Here is a 16,571-nt window from a genome sequence, read left to right as displayed (position 1 = left end):
TTGTCCGTGTTACTTGATCATCGGCAGGCGCAGGCCGAAGCGCTTGGCCGTCTCGATCGCGAGCTCGTAGCCCGCGTCCGCGTGGCGCATCACGCCCGACGCGCAATCGTTGACGAGGACGCGGGCCAGGCGTCTGTCGGCGGCCTCCGTGCCATCGGCCACGATGACGACACCGGCATGCTGCGAATAGCCCATGCCGACGCCGCCGCCGTGGTGCAGCGACACCCACGTCGCGCCGCCGGCCGTGTTCAGCAAGGCGTTCAGCAGCGGCCAGTCGGACACGGCGTCGGTGCCGTCGCGCATCGCCTCCGTCTCGCGGTTCGGGCTCGCGACGGAGCCCGTGTCCAGGTGGTCGCGCCCGATCACGATCGGCGCTTTCAATTCGCCCGTGCGTACCATCTCGTTGAACGCGAGGCCGGCCAGGTGGCGCTCGCCGAGGCCCAGCCAGCAGATGCGCGCCGGCAGGCCCTGGAACGCGATGCGGTCGCGCGCCATGTCGAGCCAGCGGTGCACGCGGGTGTGGTGCGGGAACAGTTCCTTGATCTTCGCGTCCGTTTTATAGATGTCTTCCGGGTCGCCGGACAGCGCCACCCAGCGGAACGGGCCGCGGCCCTCGCAGAACTGCGGGCGGATGTACGCGGGCACGAATCCGGGGAAATCGAAGGCGTTTTTCACGCCGTGGTCGAACGCGACCTGGCGGATGTTGTTGCCGTAGTCGACGGCGTACGATCCCAGCGCCTTGAAATCGAGGATCGCCTGCACGTGCACGGCGCACGATTCGGCCGCGGCCTCCTTCAGGACCGCATGCTGCGCGGGGTCGCGCTGCGCCGCCAGCCACTGCTCGACGGTCCAGCCGCGCGGCAGGTAGCCGTGGATCAGGTCGTGGGCCGACGTCTGGTCCGTCACGAGGTCCGGCACGAGGCCGCCCTCGCCTTTATTCTCCCTTGCGCGGCGCACGAGTTCCGGCAGCACGTCGGCCGCGTTGCCCAGGAGGCCGATGGAAACGGCTTCCTTGCGCTCCTTGTGCGTCTTGATCATCGCGAGCGCTTCGTCGATGTCCCGTGCCTGCTTGTCCAGATAGCGGGTGCGCAGGCGAAAGTCGATGCTGCTCTGCTGGCATTCCACGTTCAGCGACACGGCGCCCGCGAACGTGGCGGCCAGCGGCTGCGCGCCGCCCATGCCGCCCAGGCCCGCCGTGAGGATCCATCGTCCCGCCATATCGCCGCCGAAGTGCTGGCGCCCGGCCTCGGCGAACGTCTCGTACGTGCCCTGCACGATGCCCTGGGTGCCGATGTAGATCCAGCTGCCGGCCGTCATCTGGCCGTACATGAACAGGCCTTTGCGATCGAGTTCGTGGAAATGCTCCCACGTCGCCCATTTCGGCACGAGGTTCGAGTTCGCGAGCAGCACGCGCGGGGCGTCCGGGTGCGTCTGGAACACGCCGACCGGCTTGCCGGACTGGATGAGCAGGGTCTGGTCGTCGTCGAGCTCGCGCAGCGACGCGAGGATCTGGTCGAACGACGCCCAGTCGCGCGCCGCGCGGCCGATGCCGCCGTAGACGACGAGCCCTTGCGGGTTTTCCGCCACCTCGGCATCGAGGTTGTTCTGCAGCATGCGGTAGGCCGCCTCGGTCAGCCAGCTCTTGCAGGTGAGCTCCCTGCCGCGCGGGGCGCGGATGACGCGGGTGGGGTCGAAACGCGGATCACCGCTGGGAAAGGCTTTGGTCATGACGGACTCCTCGCTAAGGATGCGCGGGACGAACGCCCGTCCCGCATTCCAGAAAGTCTAAGTTGTCTATACAACTACGTCAAGCGCGACGGTCAAGGACGGTAACTGAGGTTCGGCCGATAGCGCAGCAATTCGTTGTCCACGCGGTCGACGAGGCCGGACAGCGTAAGGGGCGTGCCCAGCGTCGCGGCGGCGCCGAACGACGGCACGGCACGCATCAGCACGTACTGCGGGGCCTCGCCGCCGGCCTGCAGCCGGTACCACGTCTGGCGGCCCGCCGTGCCACGCGCGCTCGCCACCGCCTGCTCGAACGCCCCTTCCTGGCCGGGGCGGATGTGGTAGGTCGTCATGGACAGGAACGGCGACGCGTCCGGCAGCGGCTCGCCCGTGCTCATCGCGTCCATGCGCTGGTAGATGCCGTGGCTGACGAAGTCCGCGTACGGCACCACGTTCACGTTGTTGTCGGCGGCATCGGCCGCGGGCTGCACGGCCGCGTCGAAATCGACGGCAGCATGGCCGAACGTGCCGTCCATGAAGCGGTTGATGCGGTTGCCCAGCACGAACGTCCAGCCATACCACGTCCACGTATCCTTCGCGCCGCGATGCCATTGCAGATGCCGTTCGTAGCCCTTCTCGAACGCCTCGGCCTGGCCGGGCTTGGGCACGATGACGACCATCCGCGCATACGACGCATTGGTCTGCTGGGCGCCGGCCGGCGCCAAAGCGGCGAGAGCGAGAGCGGCAACAACGGCTTTCAACACGGTTCCTCCAGATGGCGATGTCATGGCCGGCGATAGACCCGGTGCCCGCCGACCCACGTCTCGAGCACGACTGTCTTGTGGACGTCGTAGGGCGACATCTTGAAGAGGTCGCGGTCGACGACGATGAAATCGGCGTACTTGTCCCTTTCGAGGGAGCCTAGCGTGTTTTCCTGATGTCCGGCGTACGCCGCGTCGAGCGTGAAGCAGCGGAACGCTTCCTTGAGCGACATCTCCTGCTCGGGATACCAGCCGGCGCTCGGGTTCCCGTCCGCGTCCTGGCGCGTGACGGCGGCGTGGATGCCGAAGAACGGGTTCGGCGCCACCAGCGCGGCGCCGCGGCTGCCCAGGGCGCCGTCCGCGTACAGCTTCACGGCGCGCAGCGCATACATGTCGTGGCCGTAGCCGTTCAGCGGGCCGTTCTTCGCCTGCTGGTCGAAATCGGCGCCCGTGCCGCCGACCATCGCGTAGATGCGCGCGGTCAGCTTGCCGTGGTCCGCATAGTCGCGGTACAGCCGGTCCTCGCCGACACCGACGCCCGCGTCGTGCGCACTCGTGTGGCCGACGCTGGCCATCGTTGCCAGCGCGCGGTCGAGCATCGTGCGGGCTTCCTGCTCCGTCGGCTGCGGCAGCACCTTGTCGGTCATCGCCTGCGCCGCGTCGACGTGGGTTGCCTGCGGCACCTTCGCGGCCACGTCGGCGAGAGTGCCGGCGGCGAGGATGCGGCCTGCGTCGTCGAACGCGAGCGACGCGAACTGGACGACGTCGCCCTTCGCATTCAACGTGTAGCCGTTGGCATTGTCGATGATGGTGGTGGCGTGGGCCGCGGCGATGGCAAAGGCCAAGGTCAGGGCGAGCATGGAACACTGCAGGGGCCTTGTGGGCTTGCGCATGGGGTCTCCGTTCTTGTGATGGATGAGCCGGGGTACGGTTCAACAGCAAGAAACAGAGTGTATATAAATTTACATTGTGGTCAATGCGCGGGTCATCGCCGAACGGGAGTTCGAGCGCAAGATTCGGAGCGTGCTTGGCGGGGGTGCGATGGTCCAATGGGCATCCGATCACTGGAGACCACGATGCTCACGCTATACGATTACCTGCCTTCGCAAAACGCCTGGAAAGTGCGCCTGCTGCTGAACCACCTCGACATCCCGTACCGCACCGAGAACGTCCGCATCTTCGAGGGAGAGGGCCAGCAGCCGGCCTTCCTGGCCGTGAATCCGACAGGGGCCGTGCCGGTGCTGCGCCTGGACGACGGCCGCACCCTGGCCGAATCGAATGCCATCCTGACGTACCTGGCGCACGGTACGCCGTACCTGCCGGCCGATCCGTTCGGGCACGCGAAGGTGCAGCAATGGCTGTCGTTCGAGCAGGACCACGTGGCGTCGATCGCCACCTTGCGCCATTGGACGCTGACGGGCAAGCTGGCGCGGCGCGCGCCGGCGCTCGTCGAACGCCTGCGCCACGTCGCGCACCGGGCGCTGGCGATCCTCGAGCACGAGCTGACCGGGCGCCCGTTCATCGCTGGCGACATCTACACGATCGCCGACATGTCGCTGTTCGCCTACGTCCACCGGGCCGACGAGGCGGACCTGGCGCTGGCCGGCCATCCCGCCGTCATGCGCTGGATCGACCGGGTGCGCGGGCAGCCGGGCTTCCTGGGCACCGTGTACCCGTACTCGATCGATCCGTTCTCGGGCGGCGAACTGCCCTGATTGCCGTCGGCGGCGCGCGTTCACTCGAACTGGATGCGCGCGATGTAGTACGCGGAATACGGATCGCCCTGGGCCTGCAAGCTGATGCCTTCGATGGTCTTGCCGGCCGCGTTGAGGTCCTTCAACGGCACTTCGACGACGGCCCACGTCTTCGCCTTGGGCTGGATGGCGTAGTTGGCGTCGATCGCCTTGCCGCCCGCCATGGCCCTGATCGTCAGCGCCTGGCCGCCGTCCTTGCCGCCGTTGATGACGAAGGTGAGCTTGGTATAACCCTCGGTCGAAAACGGCTCGTGGTGAAGCACGAGCGCGCTCCACGGATCGCCTTCGACACGGATCGCCTTGCCGTTGCCGGCCGGGACCGACAACTGCGTCTTGGCCCAGCTCCAGTTCTGGAAGCCGTTCTTCAACTCGTCGTCGAAGGCGACGAGGGGTTGCGGCAGGTCCCCGGCCCGGGCCAGGCTCCCGCCTGCGACACCGGCCACACCGAGGGCGGCCAGGAACAGGCGACGCGATACGCTCATGCTAGTCTCCATTGGAATCGTTGTGATGCCTGCTGAGGTGCAGGTTCGTCGATCCTACGACGGAAACGTATGCATGCGAAGCACCTCGCAAAAATTCTGAGGCGATCGGCGAATTTCGTAATTGCGATTCAGGCCGCGTCGTGATCGATGATGCCGAACGTATGCCGCCGGCGCCGGAAATTCGGGGTCAGAGCACGTCACGGGCGGAATTCGGGGTCAGAGCACATCTTGCGACAAAGGCCCGCACTCAATTGAGCGGCCTCCATAAGCGCTCCCGTTTCCTCGCTAAGGTCATGACTTCTCTTTTTTACTACGCGCTCGCCATGTCACGACCTTCACGCTTGATCCTCCCGGCGGTACCGCTCCACATCATCCAGCGGGGGAATAATCGCGGCGCCTGCTTTGCTGGCACGACGGACTACCTCGTCTACTTGACGCTGCTCCGCAAGTACGCGGCCGAGACTGCCTGTCATGTCCACGCCTATGTCCTCATGACCAATCACGTTCATTTATTGCTCTCGACGGGGAGCAGAACCGGCCCCAGCATACTCATGCGACGGCTCGGCCAGCACTATGTGCAATATTTCAACCGCACACACGGGCGCAGCGGAACGCTATGGGAAGGCCGGTTCCGCTCCTGCCTGGTCGACAGTGAACGCTACCTGCTGATCTGCCAGCGTTACATCGAATTGAATCCTGTACGGGCGCGCATGGTGGAGACACCGGAGGCCTACGCATGGTCGAGCTATCGGGCAAACGCGTTCGGCGCGGACGATCCGGTGGTGACACCGCACTTGGTCTATACCGGCCTGGGCATGCATGATGTCGACCGGCGCGCAGCCTACCGTCACCTGTTCTTTGAAGACTTGTCCGAGCAACTGCTTGAGGAAATACGGCGTTGCGGAAACAGTTGCCGGCCACTCGGGCCGACATCTTTCGTCGACGACGTCACACGCTCGCCGGGACAAGGCCCAGGACAACAGGTCGCGGCAGGCGTCCCGCTAACGAAAAACAAATGACCTGAAACGTGCTCTGCCCCCGAATTTAGCCGGGAATATGCTCTGACCCCGAATTTCAGGCGGCGTCGTGAAAGATGATGCCGAGCGTATGCCTCCGGCCGCTGCGGATGCGGCTGACGCCGTGGCGCATGTTCACGCGGTAGATGCCGCGCGTGCCGTTCACGGGGCGCGTGTGCACGGGGAAGACGACGGCGTCGCCCTGCCCCAGCGGCACCACTTCGACGCGCGACTGCATGCGCGGACGCTGCTCCGTCAGCACGAACTCGCCGCCGGCGAAGTCAAGACCGGGGCGTGACAGCAGCATGGCCACCTGCAGCGGGAACACGAAGTCGCCGTACAGGTCCTGGTGGAGGCAGTTGTAGTCGCCCGGGCCGTATTGCAGCAACAACGGAGTCGGCCGCAGCTGGCCGGCCGCATGGCAGCGTGCCAGGTAGTCGGCGTGCGCGTCCGGATAGCGCTCGGGCAACCCGAGCGCCGCCTGCCAGCGATTGGCGATGCGCGCCAGCGGCGGATACAGCGCCGTGCGCAAGTCCGCAAGACCAGGCGGCAGCGGATATGCGTAATAGCGGTATTCGCCCCGCCCGAAACCGTGGCGCTCCATCACGACGCGGCTGCGGAAGCGCTCATCGTCCGCATAGCCAACGGCATACGCCGCGCACTGCCCGGCATCGAGCAGCGCGGGCAGCACGGCGCAGCCGAAGTCATCGAGGTCGCTCCCGACGCGGTCCCAGTCGATGTCCTTCATGCTGCCTCGGCCTTGTGCGCATCGGCCTGGCTGGCCTCGCGCTGCAGCAGCGCATGCTTGCGCTCGACGCCCCAGCGGTAGCCGGAGATCGATCCGTCGTTGCGCACGACGCGGTGGCACGGAATCGCCACGGCCACGGGATTGGCCGCGCACGCGCCCGCGATGGCGCGCGCGCCCTGCGGCATGCCGAGGCGCGCGGCCAGTTCCGCGTAGCCGACCGTCTGCCCCGCCGGGATCTGACGCAGCGCCTGCCAGACACGCTGCTGGAACGCGGTGCCGCGCACGTCGAGCGGCAGGTCGAGGCCGAGGCGCGGTGCCTCGACGAACGCGACGACCTGCGCGACGGTGCGCTCGAACGCCGGCTCGGCGCCGATCAGGTCCGCCTTCGGGAAGCGGTCCTGCAGGTCGCGCACGAGCGCGTCGGGGTCGTCGCCGAGCAGGATGCAGCAGATGCCTTTGTCGGTCGCGGCGACGAGCAGCGCGCCCAGCGAGCACTGCGCGACGGCGAACCGGATCGCTTCCCCGCCGCCGCCCGCGCGGTAGCGCTTGGGCGTCATGCCCAGCACGCCGGACGACGCGGCATAGAAACGGCCGCTGGAATTGAAGCCGGCATCGTAGGCGGCCGCGGTGACGGTGCCTGCCTGCGCGAGGCCCTGCTTGAGGCGCTCGGCGCGCCGTGCCGCCGCATAGGCCTTGGGCGTGATGCCCGTGTGGGCCTTGAAGATGCGGTGGAAGTGGAAGCGGCTCATGCCGCAGGCCGCGGCCAGGCAGGCGAGGTCCGGCTCTTCCTCGGCGGCGTCGATCAGGCGGCACGCCTTCGCGACGGCATCGGCCTGGCGCTCGGCCAGCGGCGGTTCATCGGGCCGGCAGCGCAGGCAGGCCCGGAAGCCCGCCGCCTTGGCGTCCTGAGTCGTCGCGTGGAAGGCGACGTTGGCGCGGCGCGGCGTGCGCGACGGACACGAGGGCCGACAATACACGCCTGTGCTGCGCACGGAATACAAGAATTGGCCGTCGGCCTCGCGCGTGCGGGCGACGATCGCGGCCCAGCGCTCGTCGTCGGTGGTATAGATTGCAGGCGACGCAGGGGCCGCTGCGGCCGGTCGGCGGATGGTGGCAGTGTTCATCTCGTTCTCCAGATTCTCGATGGCCCCATCGTAAGCGCGGGCGTCGCGGCAAACACTTCGGGTCTTGCTTTCGAATTCGCGGCAGGGCCGGGCGCGGCTCGCGGTGTTAGAATGACGCCTCTAATCGACGAGATGGCATCCCGAATTCCGGAGAGTAGTTTGGACGAACAGATCGCGCAAGACAGCACGCCCATTTTCCAGCGCATCAAGGACTACCTGCTGGGCGAGATCGCATCGGGCCGCTGGAAGGAAGGCGACCTCGTGCCGTCCGAGCAGGCGCTCGTGCGCCAGTTCGGTGTCTCGCGCATGACCGTCAACCGCGCCGTGCGCGAACTGACGGCGGAACAGGTGCTCACGCGCCGCCAGGGTTCCGGCACCTATGTCGCGCCGCAGAAGTACCAGGCGACGCTGGTCGAGATCCGCAATATCGCCGACGAGGTCCGCGCGCGCGGCCACGTGCACGCGAGCCGTCCGCGCCTGCTGGAACAAAGCCTCGCGGGCGAAGCGCTGGCGCGCCAGTTCGACCTCGCCCCCGGCACGCCGTTGTTCCATTCGCTGATCGTGCACGACGAGAACGGCCAGCCGATCCAGGTCGAGGACCGCTGGGTCAACCCGGAATGCGCACCCGCCTACCTCGACCAGGACTTCGCGCGCATCACCCCCAACGAACACCTGATGGAAGCGGCGCCGCTGCAAGGCGCCACCTACAGCATCGAAGCGCTGCCGGCACCGCGCGACGTGGCGGAGATGCTCGACGTCGCCCCCGGCACGTCGTGCCTCGTGCTCAAGCGCCGCACGACGTCGAACGGCCGCGTGGCGTCCGTCGTGACGATGTGGCACCCGGGTCATTTGTACAAGTTCACGGGCAGCGTGGGCTGACGATGCCAGTCGGACCACGGCGCGCAAAATAGTTCCGGCGTCGTCGCCGAGCCTGCCCCGCTTTCGCGATCATGGCTGCGCGCAATCAGGAAACGTGAGCATGTTGAGATTTTGTACAAAGCTTACGAACACGTTCCAAAAAAATCGGTTATTATTCCGCTTAAACCCCGCCTGACATCCTCTTGCAGCTCTTCCACTATTGAATATTGCACACATTGGCACCACCTTTGTGCAGCAAGCCAGTCTGATTAGTACGGGAACCGGCTGACACTACCGAGCAGGATTAGAGATTAAGGGCACCTTGAAAACCGTCGCGAGTTCGCAGCAGGTTTGCAATGTGCCCGACGACCTGCAGGCGTTAAATTGACCTACCTCTCTTGAGGAAAACATGAGCGAAAACATCAAACACATCAGCGATGCATCTTTCGAAACCGACGTGCTGAAGTCCGAGCGTCCGGTCCTCGTCGACTTCTGGGCCGAGTGGTGCGGCCCCTGCAAGATGATTGCGCCGATCCTGGAAGAAGTCGCGAAAGAATACGATGGCAAGCTGCTGATCGCGAAGATGGACGTCGATGCGAACCAGGCCGTGCCGGCCAAGTTCGGCATCCGTGGCATCCCGACGCTGATCCTGTTCAAGAACGGTGTGGCAGCCGCCCAGAAAGTCGGCGCAATGGCGAAAGGCCAGCTGACTGCTTTCATCGATAGCAACATCTGATACCATAGGTGGCGGCAGCGCGCCCGCACTGCCGCCTGTTCCGGACCGGGTAGACGATCGATTCCGATCCTATCCCTTTGATTAACCCACGCAGTTCCCTCCCCTACCTTTACTTTCCCGTCACGGGACACCCGACACATGCACTTATCTGAACTGAAGGCAATGCACGTCTCCGCCCTTCTGGAGATGGCGATCAGCCTGGATATCGACAACGCAGCCCGCCTGCGCAAACAAGAACTGATGTTCGCGATTCTGAAAAAGCGCGCGAAACAAGGCGAACAGATTTTCGGCGACGGTGCGCTCGAAGTGTTGCCGGACGGGTTCGGTTTCCTGCGCTCGCCGGATGCGAGCTACATGGCTTCGACGGACGACATCTACATCTCGCCGTCGCAGATCCGCCGCTTCAACCTGCATACGGGTGACTCGATCGAAGGCGAAGTACGCACGCCGAAGGACGGTGAACGCTACTTCGCGCTGGTGAAGGTGGACAAGGTGAATGGCGAATCTCCGGAAGCCTCGAAGCACCGCATCCTGTTCGAGAACCTGACGCCGCTGCACCCGAACGAGCCGCTGCGCCTCGAGCGCGACATGAACGGCGCGGAAAACATCACGGGCCGCATCGTCGACCTGATCTCGCCGATCGGCAAGGGCCAGCGCGGCCTGCTCGTCGCCTCGCCGAAGTCGGGCAAGTCCGTCATGCTGCAGCACATCGCCCACGCGATCACGGCCAACCACCCGGACTGCACGCTGATCGTCCTGCTGATCGACGAGCGTCCCGAGGAAGTGACGGAGATGCAGCGCTCGGTGCGCGGCGAAGTGGTCGCGTCGACGTTCGACGAACCGGCCACCCGCCACGTGCAAGTCGCGGAAATGGTGCTGGAGAAGGCCAAGCGCCTCGTCGAGATGAAGAAGGACGTCGTGATCCTGCTGGACTCGATCACCCGTCTCGCACGCGCCTACAACACCGTGATCCCGGCTTCGGGCAAGGTGCTGACCGGCGGCGTCGACGCCAACGCGCTGCAGCGTCCGAAGCGTTTCTTCGGCGCCGCCCGTAACGTCGAGGAAGGCGGCTCGCTGACGATCGTCGCGACGGCGCTGATCGAGACCGGCTCGCGCATGGACGACGTGATCTACGAGGAATTCAAGGGCACCGGCAACATGGAAGTCCACCTCGAACGCCGCCTGGCAGAGAAGCGCGTCTACCCGGCGATCAACCTGAACAAATCGGGTACCCGCCGCGAGGAACTGCTGATCAAGCCGGACCAGTTGCAGAAGATCTGGATCCTGCGCAAGCTGCTGTACTCGATGGACGAGATCGAGGCGATGGAGTTCATCCTCGACAAGATGCGCGCGACCAAGAACAACGTCGAATTCTTCGACCTGATGCGTCGCGGCGGCTGATCCTCCAGCCCTGGCATCGAACGAAAAGGCGAGTCGTACTCGCCTTTTCTGCTTTTTGCGCTACGATTCGTTTATGTCAAGTCGACGGTGGTCAGGGGGCGGAGAATCCGCACCGAGACAGCCAAGGAGACTCTCATGACTTCCAACGACTTGCATGACGCGCCGGTCCAGCACAAGGACTCGATGCTCGACCGCCGGCTGACTGTCCTCGAAACCCGCTTCGATACGACACTGACCATGCTGCCCAACAAAGCCGATCTCTCGGAACTGAAAGCCGAACTCAAGACCGACATCCATGCGGAAGCCGCGCGGTTGAGCAAGTGGATGGCGGCCACGGCCGTCACCATGGTGTTCGGCTTCGGTGGCATGATCCTCACGATGATGGCACGCCTGCACGGCGCCTGAGTCGCACCCGTTGCCTTGGCGGCACGGCTGGCTTATAATCTCCGGTTCCGTATCCAACCCTGGCAAGTGATCGGCAATCGGGTCAAGAAGCAGGTCGACCGACGAAGTGCCGTTTGGCTACCAACTTAACCAAGGCAAAACCATGAAGACCGATATCCATCCGGATTACCGCGAAGTCGTGTTCCACGACCTGTCCTGCGATTTCAAATTCATCACCCGTTCGACCATCGCTACCCGCGAAACCATCAATTTCGAAGGTAAAGACTACCCGCTGGTCAAGATCGAGGTGTCCGCTGAATCGCACCCGTTCTTTACCGGCAAGCACAAGATCGTCGACACCGCTGGCCGCGTTGAAAAATTCCGCCAGAAGTTCGGCTCGGTCGGCTCGAAGACCAGCGTCGCCAACGGCTAAGTCCCCGACGAGCGAACACGAGGAAGCCTGCGGGCTTCCTTTTTTTTTTCGCCGGATGCCAATGGGGGCCCTCGGGTTACGCCTGGTAGCAATGCCAACCGCGACGCTTTTCCACGGTCCCCTTATACTACGCGACAATAATTTATTGCATGACTTCGCGCTATCGATGAAACCCGTCCGCCTTCCCGCCGCCGCCACCCTCGCGCTGCCACGCTGGGCTTTGTACGCACTCGGCCTGTTGTACATCCTGCCGGGCCTCATCGGGCGCGATCCGTGGAAGGATGACGCCGCCAGCTTCGGCATCATGTGGACGATGGCGCACGGCGGCATCCAGGACTGGCTGATGCCCCATATCGCCGGCCTGCCGGTGCCCGACGAAGGACCGCTGGCATTCTGGCTCGGCGCGCTGTGCATCAAGCTGTTCGGCTGGCTCGTGGGCGACGTGCTCGGCGCGCGTATCTCGACCATCGGCATCTTCGCGCTGGGCGCCCTGTCGCTGTGGCACACGGCATTCCACCTGGGCCGGCGCTCGGAAGCGCAGCCGCTGCGCCTGGCGTTCGGCGGCCAGCCGGAACCGAACGACTACGGCCGCACGCTGGCCGATACGGCCGTGCTGATCTACCTCGGCTGCCTGGGCCTGCTGCTGCACAGCCACGAGACTCTGGCTGTGACCTTGCAGGGCGCCCTGCTGTCCTGGTTCCTGTTCCGCTCGGTGCGCTACATCGAGGACGCCACGCCGCGCAACGCCATGCTCGTCGGCGTCGCACTGGGCCTGCTCACGCTGACGCGCGGCTACGCCCCGTCGCTCGCGCTGCTCGCCGCGCTGTACCTGTGCACGCGCTTCCTCAAGCTCCCGCCCACGCTCACCTTGCGCCGCCTCGGCCAGGCCGCGGGCACCGCGCTGCTGATCACGCTCGTGTGGGCCGTGCCGGCCACGCTGGCGCATCCGTACGGCCTGTCACCCGTCGCAGGCTGGCTGGCCTGGAACGCCGACCAGCTGAGCGTGCCGGGCTGGCATGCAATCAAGGCGTTCTTCCGCGTCGGCATCTGGTATTTCTGGCCTGCGTGGCCGTTCGCCGCCTGGGCCGCCTGGGCCTGGCGGCGCCAGCATGGGCTGTTGCACATCATCGTGCCGACCTGCTTCGTCGGCGTGCTCACGCTCGTGATCCTGTGCGACCCCGTACCGGAGAGCGGCGACCTGCTCAAGCTGCTGCCGCCGATGGCGCTGATGGCCGCATTCGGCCTGCCGACGATGAAACGCGGCGCAATCAATGCGATCGACTGGTTCTCCGTGATGGTGCTCACGCTGCTGGGTGGGCTCGTCTGGGCGTTCTGGATCGCCAAGCTGACGGGCTGGCCCGCGCAACTGGCCAAGAACGCGCTGAAGCTCGTGCCGGGCTTCCGTCCGGAATTCGGGCTCGTCGCCTTCCTCGTGGCCGCCGCGACGACCGTCGGCTGGATTTACCTCGTGCACTGGCGCCTGTCGCGCCAGCCATCCGTGCTGTGGCGCGCCGTAGTGCTGTCGTCGGGCGGGCTGATCCTGCTGTGGGTCCTGCTGATGACATTGTTCCTGCCCGACCTGAACTATGGCAAGAGCTACGCCAGCGTGGCCCAGCAGATCGCAGCGCGCCTGCCTGCCGACGCCGACTGCATCGACACGAACGTCGGCCCGGCCCAGCGCGCCTCGTTCGCCTACTTCGGCCACCTGCCCTTCGCCCCCGTCGACGGCGGCAAGTGCAGCGTCCTGTTGCTTCAAGACAGCGTCGGCAAGAAAGCGGCCGCACAGGACAGCACGATACAGAACGGCGCGCTCGTGCGCGGCAGCGCCGCCGTGCCGTTCAACGGACGCGACTGGACCTTGCTGTGGGAAGGCCGTCGTCCATCCGACCGCGACGAACGTTTCCGCCTGTACCGGCGCGCGCGCTGACCTGGCGCCCTCCGCATGGGGCCACCCATCGGGGTGGCCTTTTTCTATCGGCGCCGGCCGCACATTTCTGCATCGAAAACGTCGTTCCTTCTAGGAACCTTCCGATCGCAGAACGATTCATCTCGGAAAGACCGAATTTGAGAGAAGTCAATCTGCCGTAAGGGCGCTTGATCAAAATGGGACGTGTGGCCGGTCCCAGCCGCCCCTCAACGAAAGGACTCTTCCATGAAAAGCGTGACGTTTTCCGAGATCGAGCGCGTCCGGCAGGGCCCGCATCGTCCCGTTCCCGCCGATCCCGCACCGCGCCTCGTACTGCTCGTGCTGAGCATGCTGCTGGGCCTGCCGGCCCTGGTCGTCGCCTTCCATTTGATCGATCCGACGGCGCCGCTCGGCTACATCGTCGTGCCGGTCCTGATGGGCGCCCTGTTGCCGACGGCCGCGCGAACCCTGCCTGGCCGCCTGGAAGTCACGACGCGCTTCTCGGCATGCCACCTGGTCGGCACGCTGGACGATGCCATGGAACGGCTTGGCTATGCCCCCACCGACCGCGGTCCCGGCACGGTACGCTATCGCATGCGCCCCGCACGCTGGCCGATGTCGCGCGGGGCGGACATCACGGTGACCGTACGCGACCACCTGCTCGAAGTCACCGGGCCCGTACGCACGCTGCAAGCTCTGCGCCGCCATCTCAGCTGCTAACGGGCCCAGCCTTAAGGCTCACACCTTCATCGGCAGGATCACCATCTGCAAGCCCTCCAGGTGCAGCCGGCGCTGCACCGCCAGCGACGCCTGGTTGTGCAACAGCCGCGTGAACCAGTTGTCGGACGCGAAGATCAATTTACTGGTGAAGAAGATCGTGCTCGGATACTCGCGGTTGAGCTGCTCGCACATGCGGGTCACCTCTTCCACCGCATCCGTACCGAACCCGATGTACGACGCCGACGCCAGGCCGTGGCTCTGGCAGAAATCGACGAAGTATTCCAGCGTCCGCGCCGCATCTTCCCGCATCTTTTCGAGCGCGCCTTCGCCGCCGTAGGCATGCGAATCGACCGTGCGCGCGTTCACGAACAGGAAATTCTTGAAGTGGCCGGGGAACATGCGCAGCACCCACAGCAGCGCGTGCAAACCGCCGCCGCGCGAGTTACCGACGATGAACACGGCCGTCTGTGCATCCGGATCCGGCTCGACGGGCTCCGTCACCGGGCCGAACGGCTGGTTCGCGAACACGCGGTCGACGGAGCGGATGGCGCGCTTGGTTTCACGATAGTGATTGCGGATGACGATGCACAGGCTGGCGATGGCCGCGATGATGAGCGCCGTCGCCCAGCCGCCCTGCATGAAGCGCTCGACGAGGAGCACGGCCAGGATGCCGGCGCAGATCACGAATCCGACCGCCGACAGCAGGAAGCGGCGCACCCAGCGCGCGTTGTCCGTGTCCTTGCGATGGCGCCACCAGTACAGGCACAGGCCGAACAGCGAGATCGCGAACGTCAGGAACACGGACAGCGAATACAGCACGACGAGCAAGGTGACCTGGCCGCGCGTCCAGAAGAGGATCGCCAGCGCGGCGATGCCCATCACGAGGATGCCGTTCTGCGTGACGAGGCGCGTCGACAGGTAGCGGAACTGGTGGGGCACCCACGAATCCGACGCCATGTTCGACAGCACGGACGGGCCGCCGAGGAAGCCCGTATTGGCCGCCACGAACAGCAGCCCCGCCTCGAACGCGAGCGCGACGGCGAGCAGCACCTGGTTCACCAGTTCGCTGCCGAAGCCCATGCTGGCGATGATGCGACGGAAGGCGGTCGCGTTCAGCGTCTCGCCGGCAGTGGGCTGCGCATCCCACAGCAGGTACAGCAAAATGATGCCGCCGGCCGTGACGGCGAGCGATAGCGCCATATAGAACATCGTCATCTTGCCCGTGCGGACGCGCGGCTCGGCCAGCAGGTTGACGTTGTTCGACACGGCTTCCAGGCCCGTGTAGGTACCGCCGCCCTGCGAGTACGCGAGCAGCAGCATGCCGGCGACGCCCGCCCAGCCGATCTCGCGCGCGAGCGCCCCCGTCTCCGCGATCGTGTTCGGCACGAGCTGCGGCAGGTGCGACGCATGCGCGACGATGCCGTATACGATCAGCACGAGGTGCGTGGCAACGAAGCCGAGGAAGATCGGCAGCAGGATCTGGATCGCCTCCTTCAGGCCGCGCAGATTCATCACGATCAGCAGAGCGATGAAGAACGCCTCGGCCCACAATTTATAAGGCTGGAACCCCAGCGGCAGGAACGACGCGAGCGCGTCGACGCCGGACGCGATCGAGATCGCGATGGTCAGCACATAGTCGAGGATGAGAGCGCAACCGGACACGAGGCCCAGATACGGCCCGACGAGCTTGGTGGCCACGCGGTAGCCGCCGCCCCCGGTCGGGAACAGTTCGATCACCTGGTTGTAGGCGAGCGCGATGATGAACACGGTGACGGCCGTCGCGATGGCCATGTACAGGCCGAGGTGCGTATGGGGACCGAGCGCGCGGAAGGTTTCTTCAGGACCGTACGAGGAAGAGGACAGGCCGTCCGCACCGAGCCCGACCCAGGCGAGGAAGGCGACCAGGGCCATCGAGTGGCGCGTCTCGCTCTTCATGGGGTCGAGCGGCTTGCCGAGGATGATCTCGCGTATTTTCTTATTCTTCATCGTACAGGCCGCCTTGCCGGACGGCGCATTTGCTCAGGTAGGCGAGATCATACGCCGGAACGGTGGCAGCGCCCACTGCGCCGGCACGCCATCCACGTCTCTCGCGACGTACACTGGTCAGTTTGCCATCGCATGTGCTAATATGCGCGCCTGCGCTTGCAGCCTCTGTGGCGGAATTGGTAGACGCACTTGACTCAAAATCAAGCGCCGAAAGGCGTGCCGGTTCGATTCCGGCCGGAGGCACCACCTACTCATCTGTAGTAGTCGCGCAAAGTCCATGAAACCGCGTTTCTCGCTCCGGGAACGCGGTTTTTTTGTGCGCCGAAGTTTGAGCTCGTCCATTTCGCCCCCCCTTTTAGTGTCCATAGCCACTGCCGCTGTGTGATCGGACTCGCCATGAACGCGCCGCTGCGAGCCATCGGTGAGGAGGATGGCAATACGCTCAATCGGTCCAGCAGTCGGCAACCGTCACGCCGAATTCGCGCACCTGCGTGCCGGCGACATCGACCGTCTGTTAGCCAGCCATTTAAAAACCGG

Annotated in this window: 16 protein-coding genes and 1 tRNA gene; 10 read left to right on the top strand and 7 right to left on the bottom strand. The window is 65.3% G+C overall.

What is annotated here, in order from left to right:
- Positions 1 to 9: 9 nt before the first annotated feature.
- The 3 genes from hutU to HAV22_RS24325 all read right to left on the bottom strand — a co-directional run bounded on the left by hutU (position 10) and on the right by HAV22_RS24325 (position 3,379).
- The gene (hutU, locus tag HAV22_RS24335) at positions 10 to 1,728 is read right to left on the bottom strand and encodes a urocanate hydratase (protein WP_166862683.1); all 1,719 of its coding nucleotides are present in this window, start codon (positions 1,726 to 1,728) and stop codon (positions 10 to 12) included.
- A 92-nt stretch (positions 1,729 to 1,820) separates the two neighbouring features.
- Positions 1,821 to 2,486, bottom strand: coding sequence for a hypothetical protein (locus tag HAV22_RS24330; protein WP_166862681.1), 666 nt, complete (start codon positions 2,484 to 2,486; stop codon positions 1,821 to 1,823).
- A 23-nt stretch (positions 2,487 to 2,509) separates the two neighbouring features.
- Positions 2,510 to 3,379, bottom strand: a complete 870-nt coding sequence (locus HAV22_RS24325; RefSeq protein WP_166862679.1) for an amidohydrolase family protein — start codon at positions 3,377 to 3,379, stop codon at positions 2,510 to 2,512.
- A 183-nt stretch (positions 3,380 to 3,562) separates the two neighbouring features.
- Between HAV22_RS24325 and HAV22_RS24320 the strand changes: the two genes are divergently transcribed.
- Complete coding sequence (locus HAV22_RS24320) at positions 3,563 to 4,201, top strand: glutathione S-transferase family protein (protein WP_166862677.1); 639 nt, start codon at positions 3,563 to 3,565, stop codon at positions 4,199 to 4,201.
- 20 nt (positions 4,202 to 4,221) lie between these two features.
- On the opposite strand, the gene HAV22_RS24315 is transcribed toward HAV22_RS24320, so the two are convergent.
- Complete coding sequence (locus tag HAV22_RS24315; protein ID WP_166862675.1) at positions 4,222 to 4,722, bottom strand: hypothetical protein; 501 nt, start codon at positions 4,720 to 4,722, stop codon at positions 4,222 to 4,224.
- 140 nt (positions 4,723 to 4,862) lie between these two features.
- Here HAV22_RS24315 and HAV22_RS24310 point away from each other — a divergent pair, with 140 nt between their 5' ends.
- A complete protein-coding gene (locus HAV22_RS24310) occupies positions 4,863 to 5,741 on the top strand; it encodes a transposase (protein WP_371869725.1) in 879 nt (292 codons plus the stop codon).
- 55 nt (positions 5,742 to 5,796) lie between these two features.
- Here HAV22_RS24310 and HAV22_RS24305 read toward each other — a convergent pair whose 3' ends face one another.
- Together HAV22_RS24305 and ada are read right to left on the bottom strand one after the other, a co-directional pair.
- Entirely contained in the window at positions 5,797 to 6,486 is a 690-nt protein-coding gene (locus tag HAV22_RS24305; RefSeq protein WP_166862673.1) for a 2OG-Fe(II) oxygenase, read from the bottom strand.
- Positions 6,483 to 7,610 (bottom strand): bifunctional DNA-binding transcriptional regulator/O6-methylguanine-DNA methyltransferase Ada, encoded by a 1,128-nt coding sequence (gene ada / locus HAV22_RS24300; RefSeq protein WP_166862662.1) that lies wholly within the window; start codon positions 7,608 to 7,610, stop codon positions 6,483 to 6,485. Before ada ends, HAV22_RS24305 begins: the two co-directional genes overlap by 4 nt.
- 159 nt (positions 7,611 to 7,769) lie before the next feature.
- Between ada and hutC the strand changes: the two genes are divergently transcribed.
- From hutC to HAV22_RS24265, 7 genes are all read left to right on the top strand, one after another.
- Positions 7,770 to 8,489: a histidine utilization transcriptional repressor HutC gene (gene hutC, locus HAV22_RS24295; RefSeq protein ID WP_229421400.1), complete on the top strand. Its 720-nt coding sequence runs from the start codon at positions 7,770 to 7,772 to the stop codon at positions 8,487 to 8,489.
- Positions 8,490 to 8,877: 388 nt separating this feature from the next.
- Complete coding sequence (gene trxA, locus HAV22_RS24290; protein ID WP_036236119.1) at positions 8,878 to 9,204, top strand: thioredoxin TrxA; 327 nt, start codon at positions 8,878 to 8,880, stop codon at positions 9,202 to 9,204.
- A gap of 138 nt (positions 9,205 to 9,342) precedes the next feature.
- The gene (rho, locus tag HAV22_RS24285) at positions 9,343 to 10,605 is read left to right on the top strand and encodes a transcription termination factor Rho (protein ID WP_036236120.1); all 1,263 of its coding nucleotides are present in this window, start codon (positions 9,343 to 9,345) and stop codon (positions 10,603 to 10,605) included.
- A 135-nt stretch (positions 10,606 to 10,740) separates the two neighbouring features.
- Positions 10,741 to 11,010, top strand: a complete 270-nt coding sequence (locus HAV22_RS24280; protein WP_166862660.1) for a hypothetical protein — start codon at positions 10,741 to 10,743, stop codon at positions 11,008 to 11,010.
- A gap of 142 nt (positions 11,011 to 11,152) precedes the next feature.
- Positions 11,153 to 11,422, top strand: coding sequence for a type B 50S ribosomal protein L31 (locus HAV22_RS24275; protein ID WP_036236125.1), 270 nt, complete (start codon positions 11,153 to 11,155; stop codon positions 11,420 to 11,422).
- 166 nt (positions 11,423 to 11,588) lie between these two features.
- Entirely contained in the window at positions 11,589 to 13,349 is a 1,761-nt protein-coding gene (locus tag HAV22_RS24270; RefSeq protein ID WP_166862658.1) for an ArnT family glycosyltransferase, read from the top strand.
- 225 nt (positions 13,350 to 13,574) lie between these two features.
- Complete coding sequence (locus HAV22_RS24265; protein WP_166862656.1) at positions 13,575 to 14,048, top strand: hypothetical protein; 474 nt, start codon at positions 13,575 to 13,577, stop codon at positions 14,046 to 14,048.
- Between the two features lie 18 nt (positions 14,049 to 14,066).
- Here HAV22_RS24265 and HAV22_RS24260 read toward each other — a convergent pair whose 3' ends face one another.
- Positions 14,067 to 16,034: an APC family permease gene (locus HAV22_RS24260; RefSeq protein WP_166862654.1), complete on the bottom strand. Its 1,968-nt coding sequence runs from the start codon at positions 16,032 to 16,034 to the stop codon at positions 14,067 to 14,069.
- A gap of 161 nt (positions 16,035 to 16,195) precedes the next feature.
- Here HAV22_RS24260 and HAV22_RS24255 point away from each other — a divergent pair.
- Positions 16,196 to 16,280 (top strand) — tRNA-Leu (locus tag HAV22_RS24255).
- Positions 16,281 to 16,571 lie beyond the last annotated feature (291 nt).

The organism is Telluria antibiotica, assembly GCF_011682055.1.
GTDB lineage: Bacteria > Pseudomonadota > Gammaproteobacteria > Burkholderiales > Burkholderiaceae_D > Telluria > Telluria antibiotica.
The sequence above is the reverse complement of the archived record's forward strand: the minus strand, read 5'-3'. Positions and strand labels throughout refer to the sequence as shown.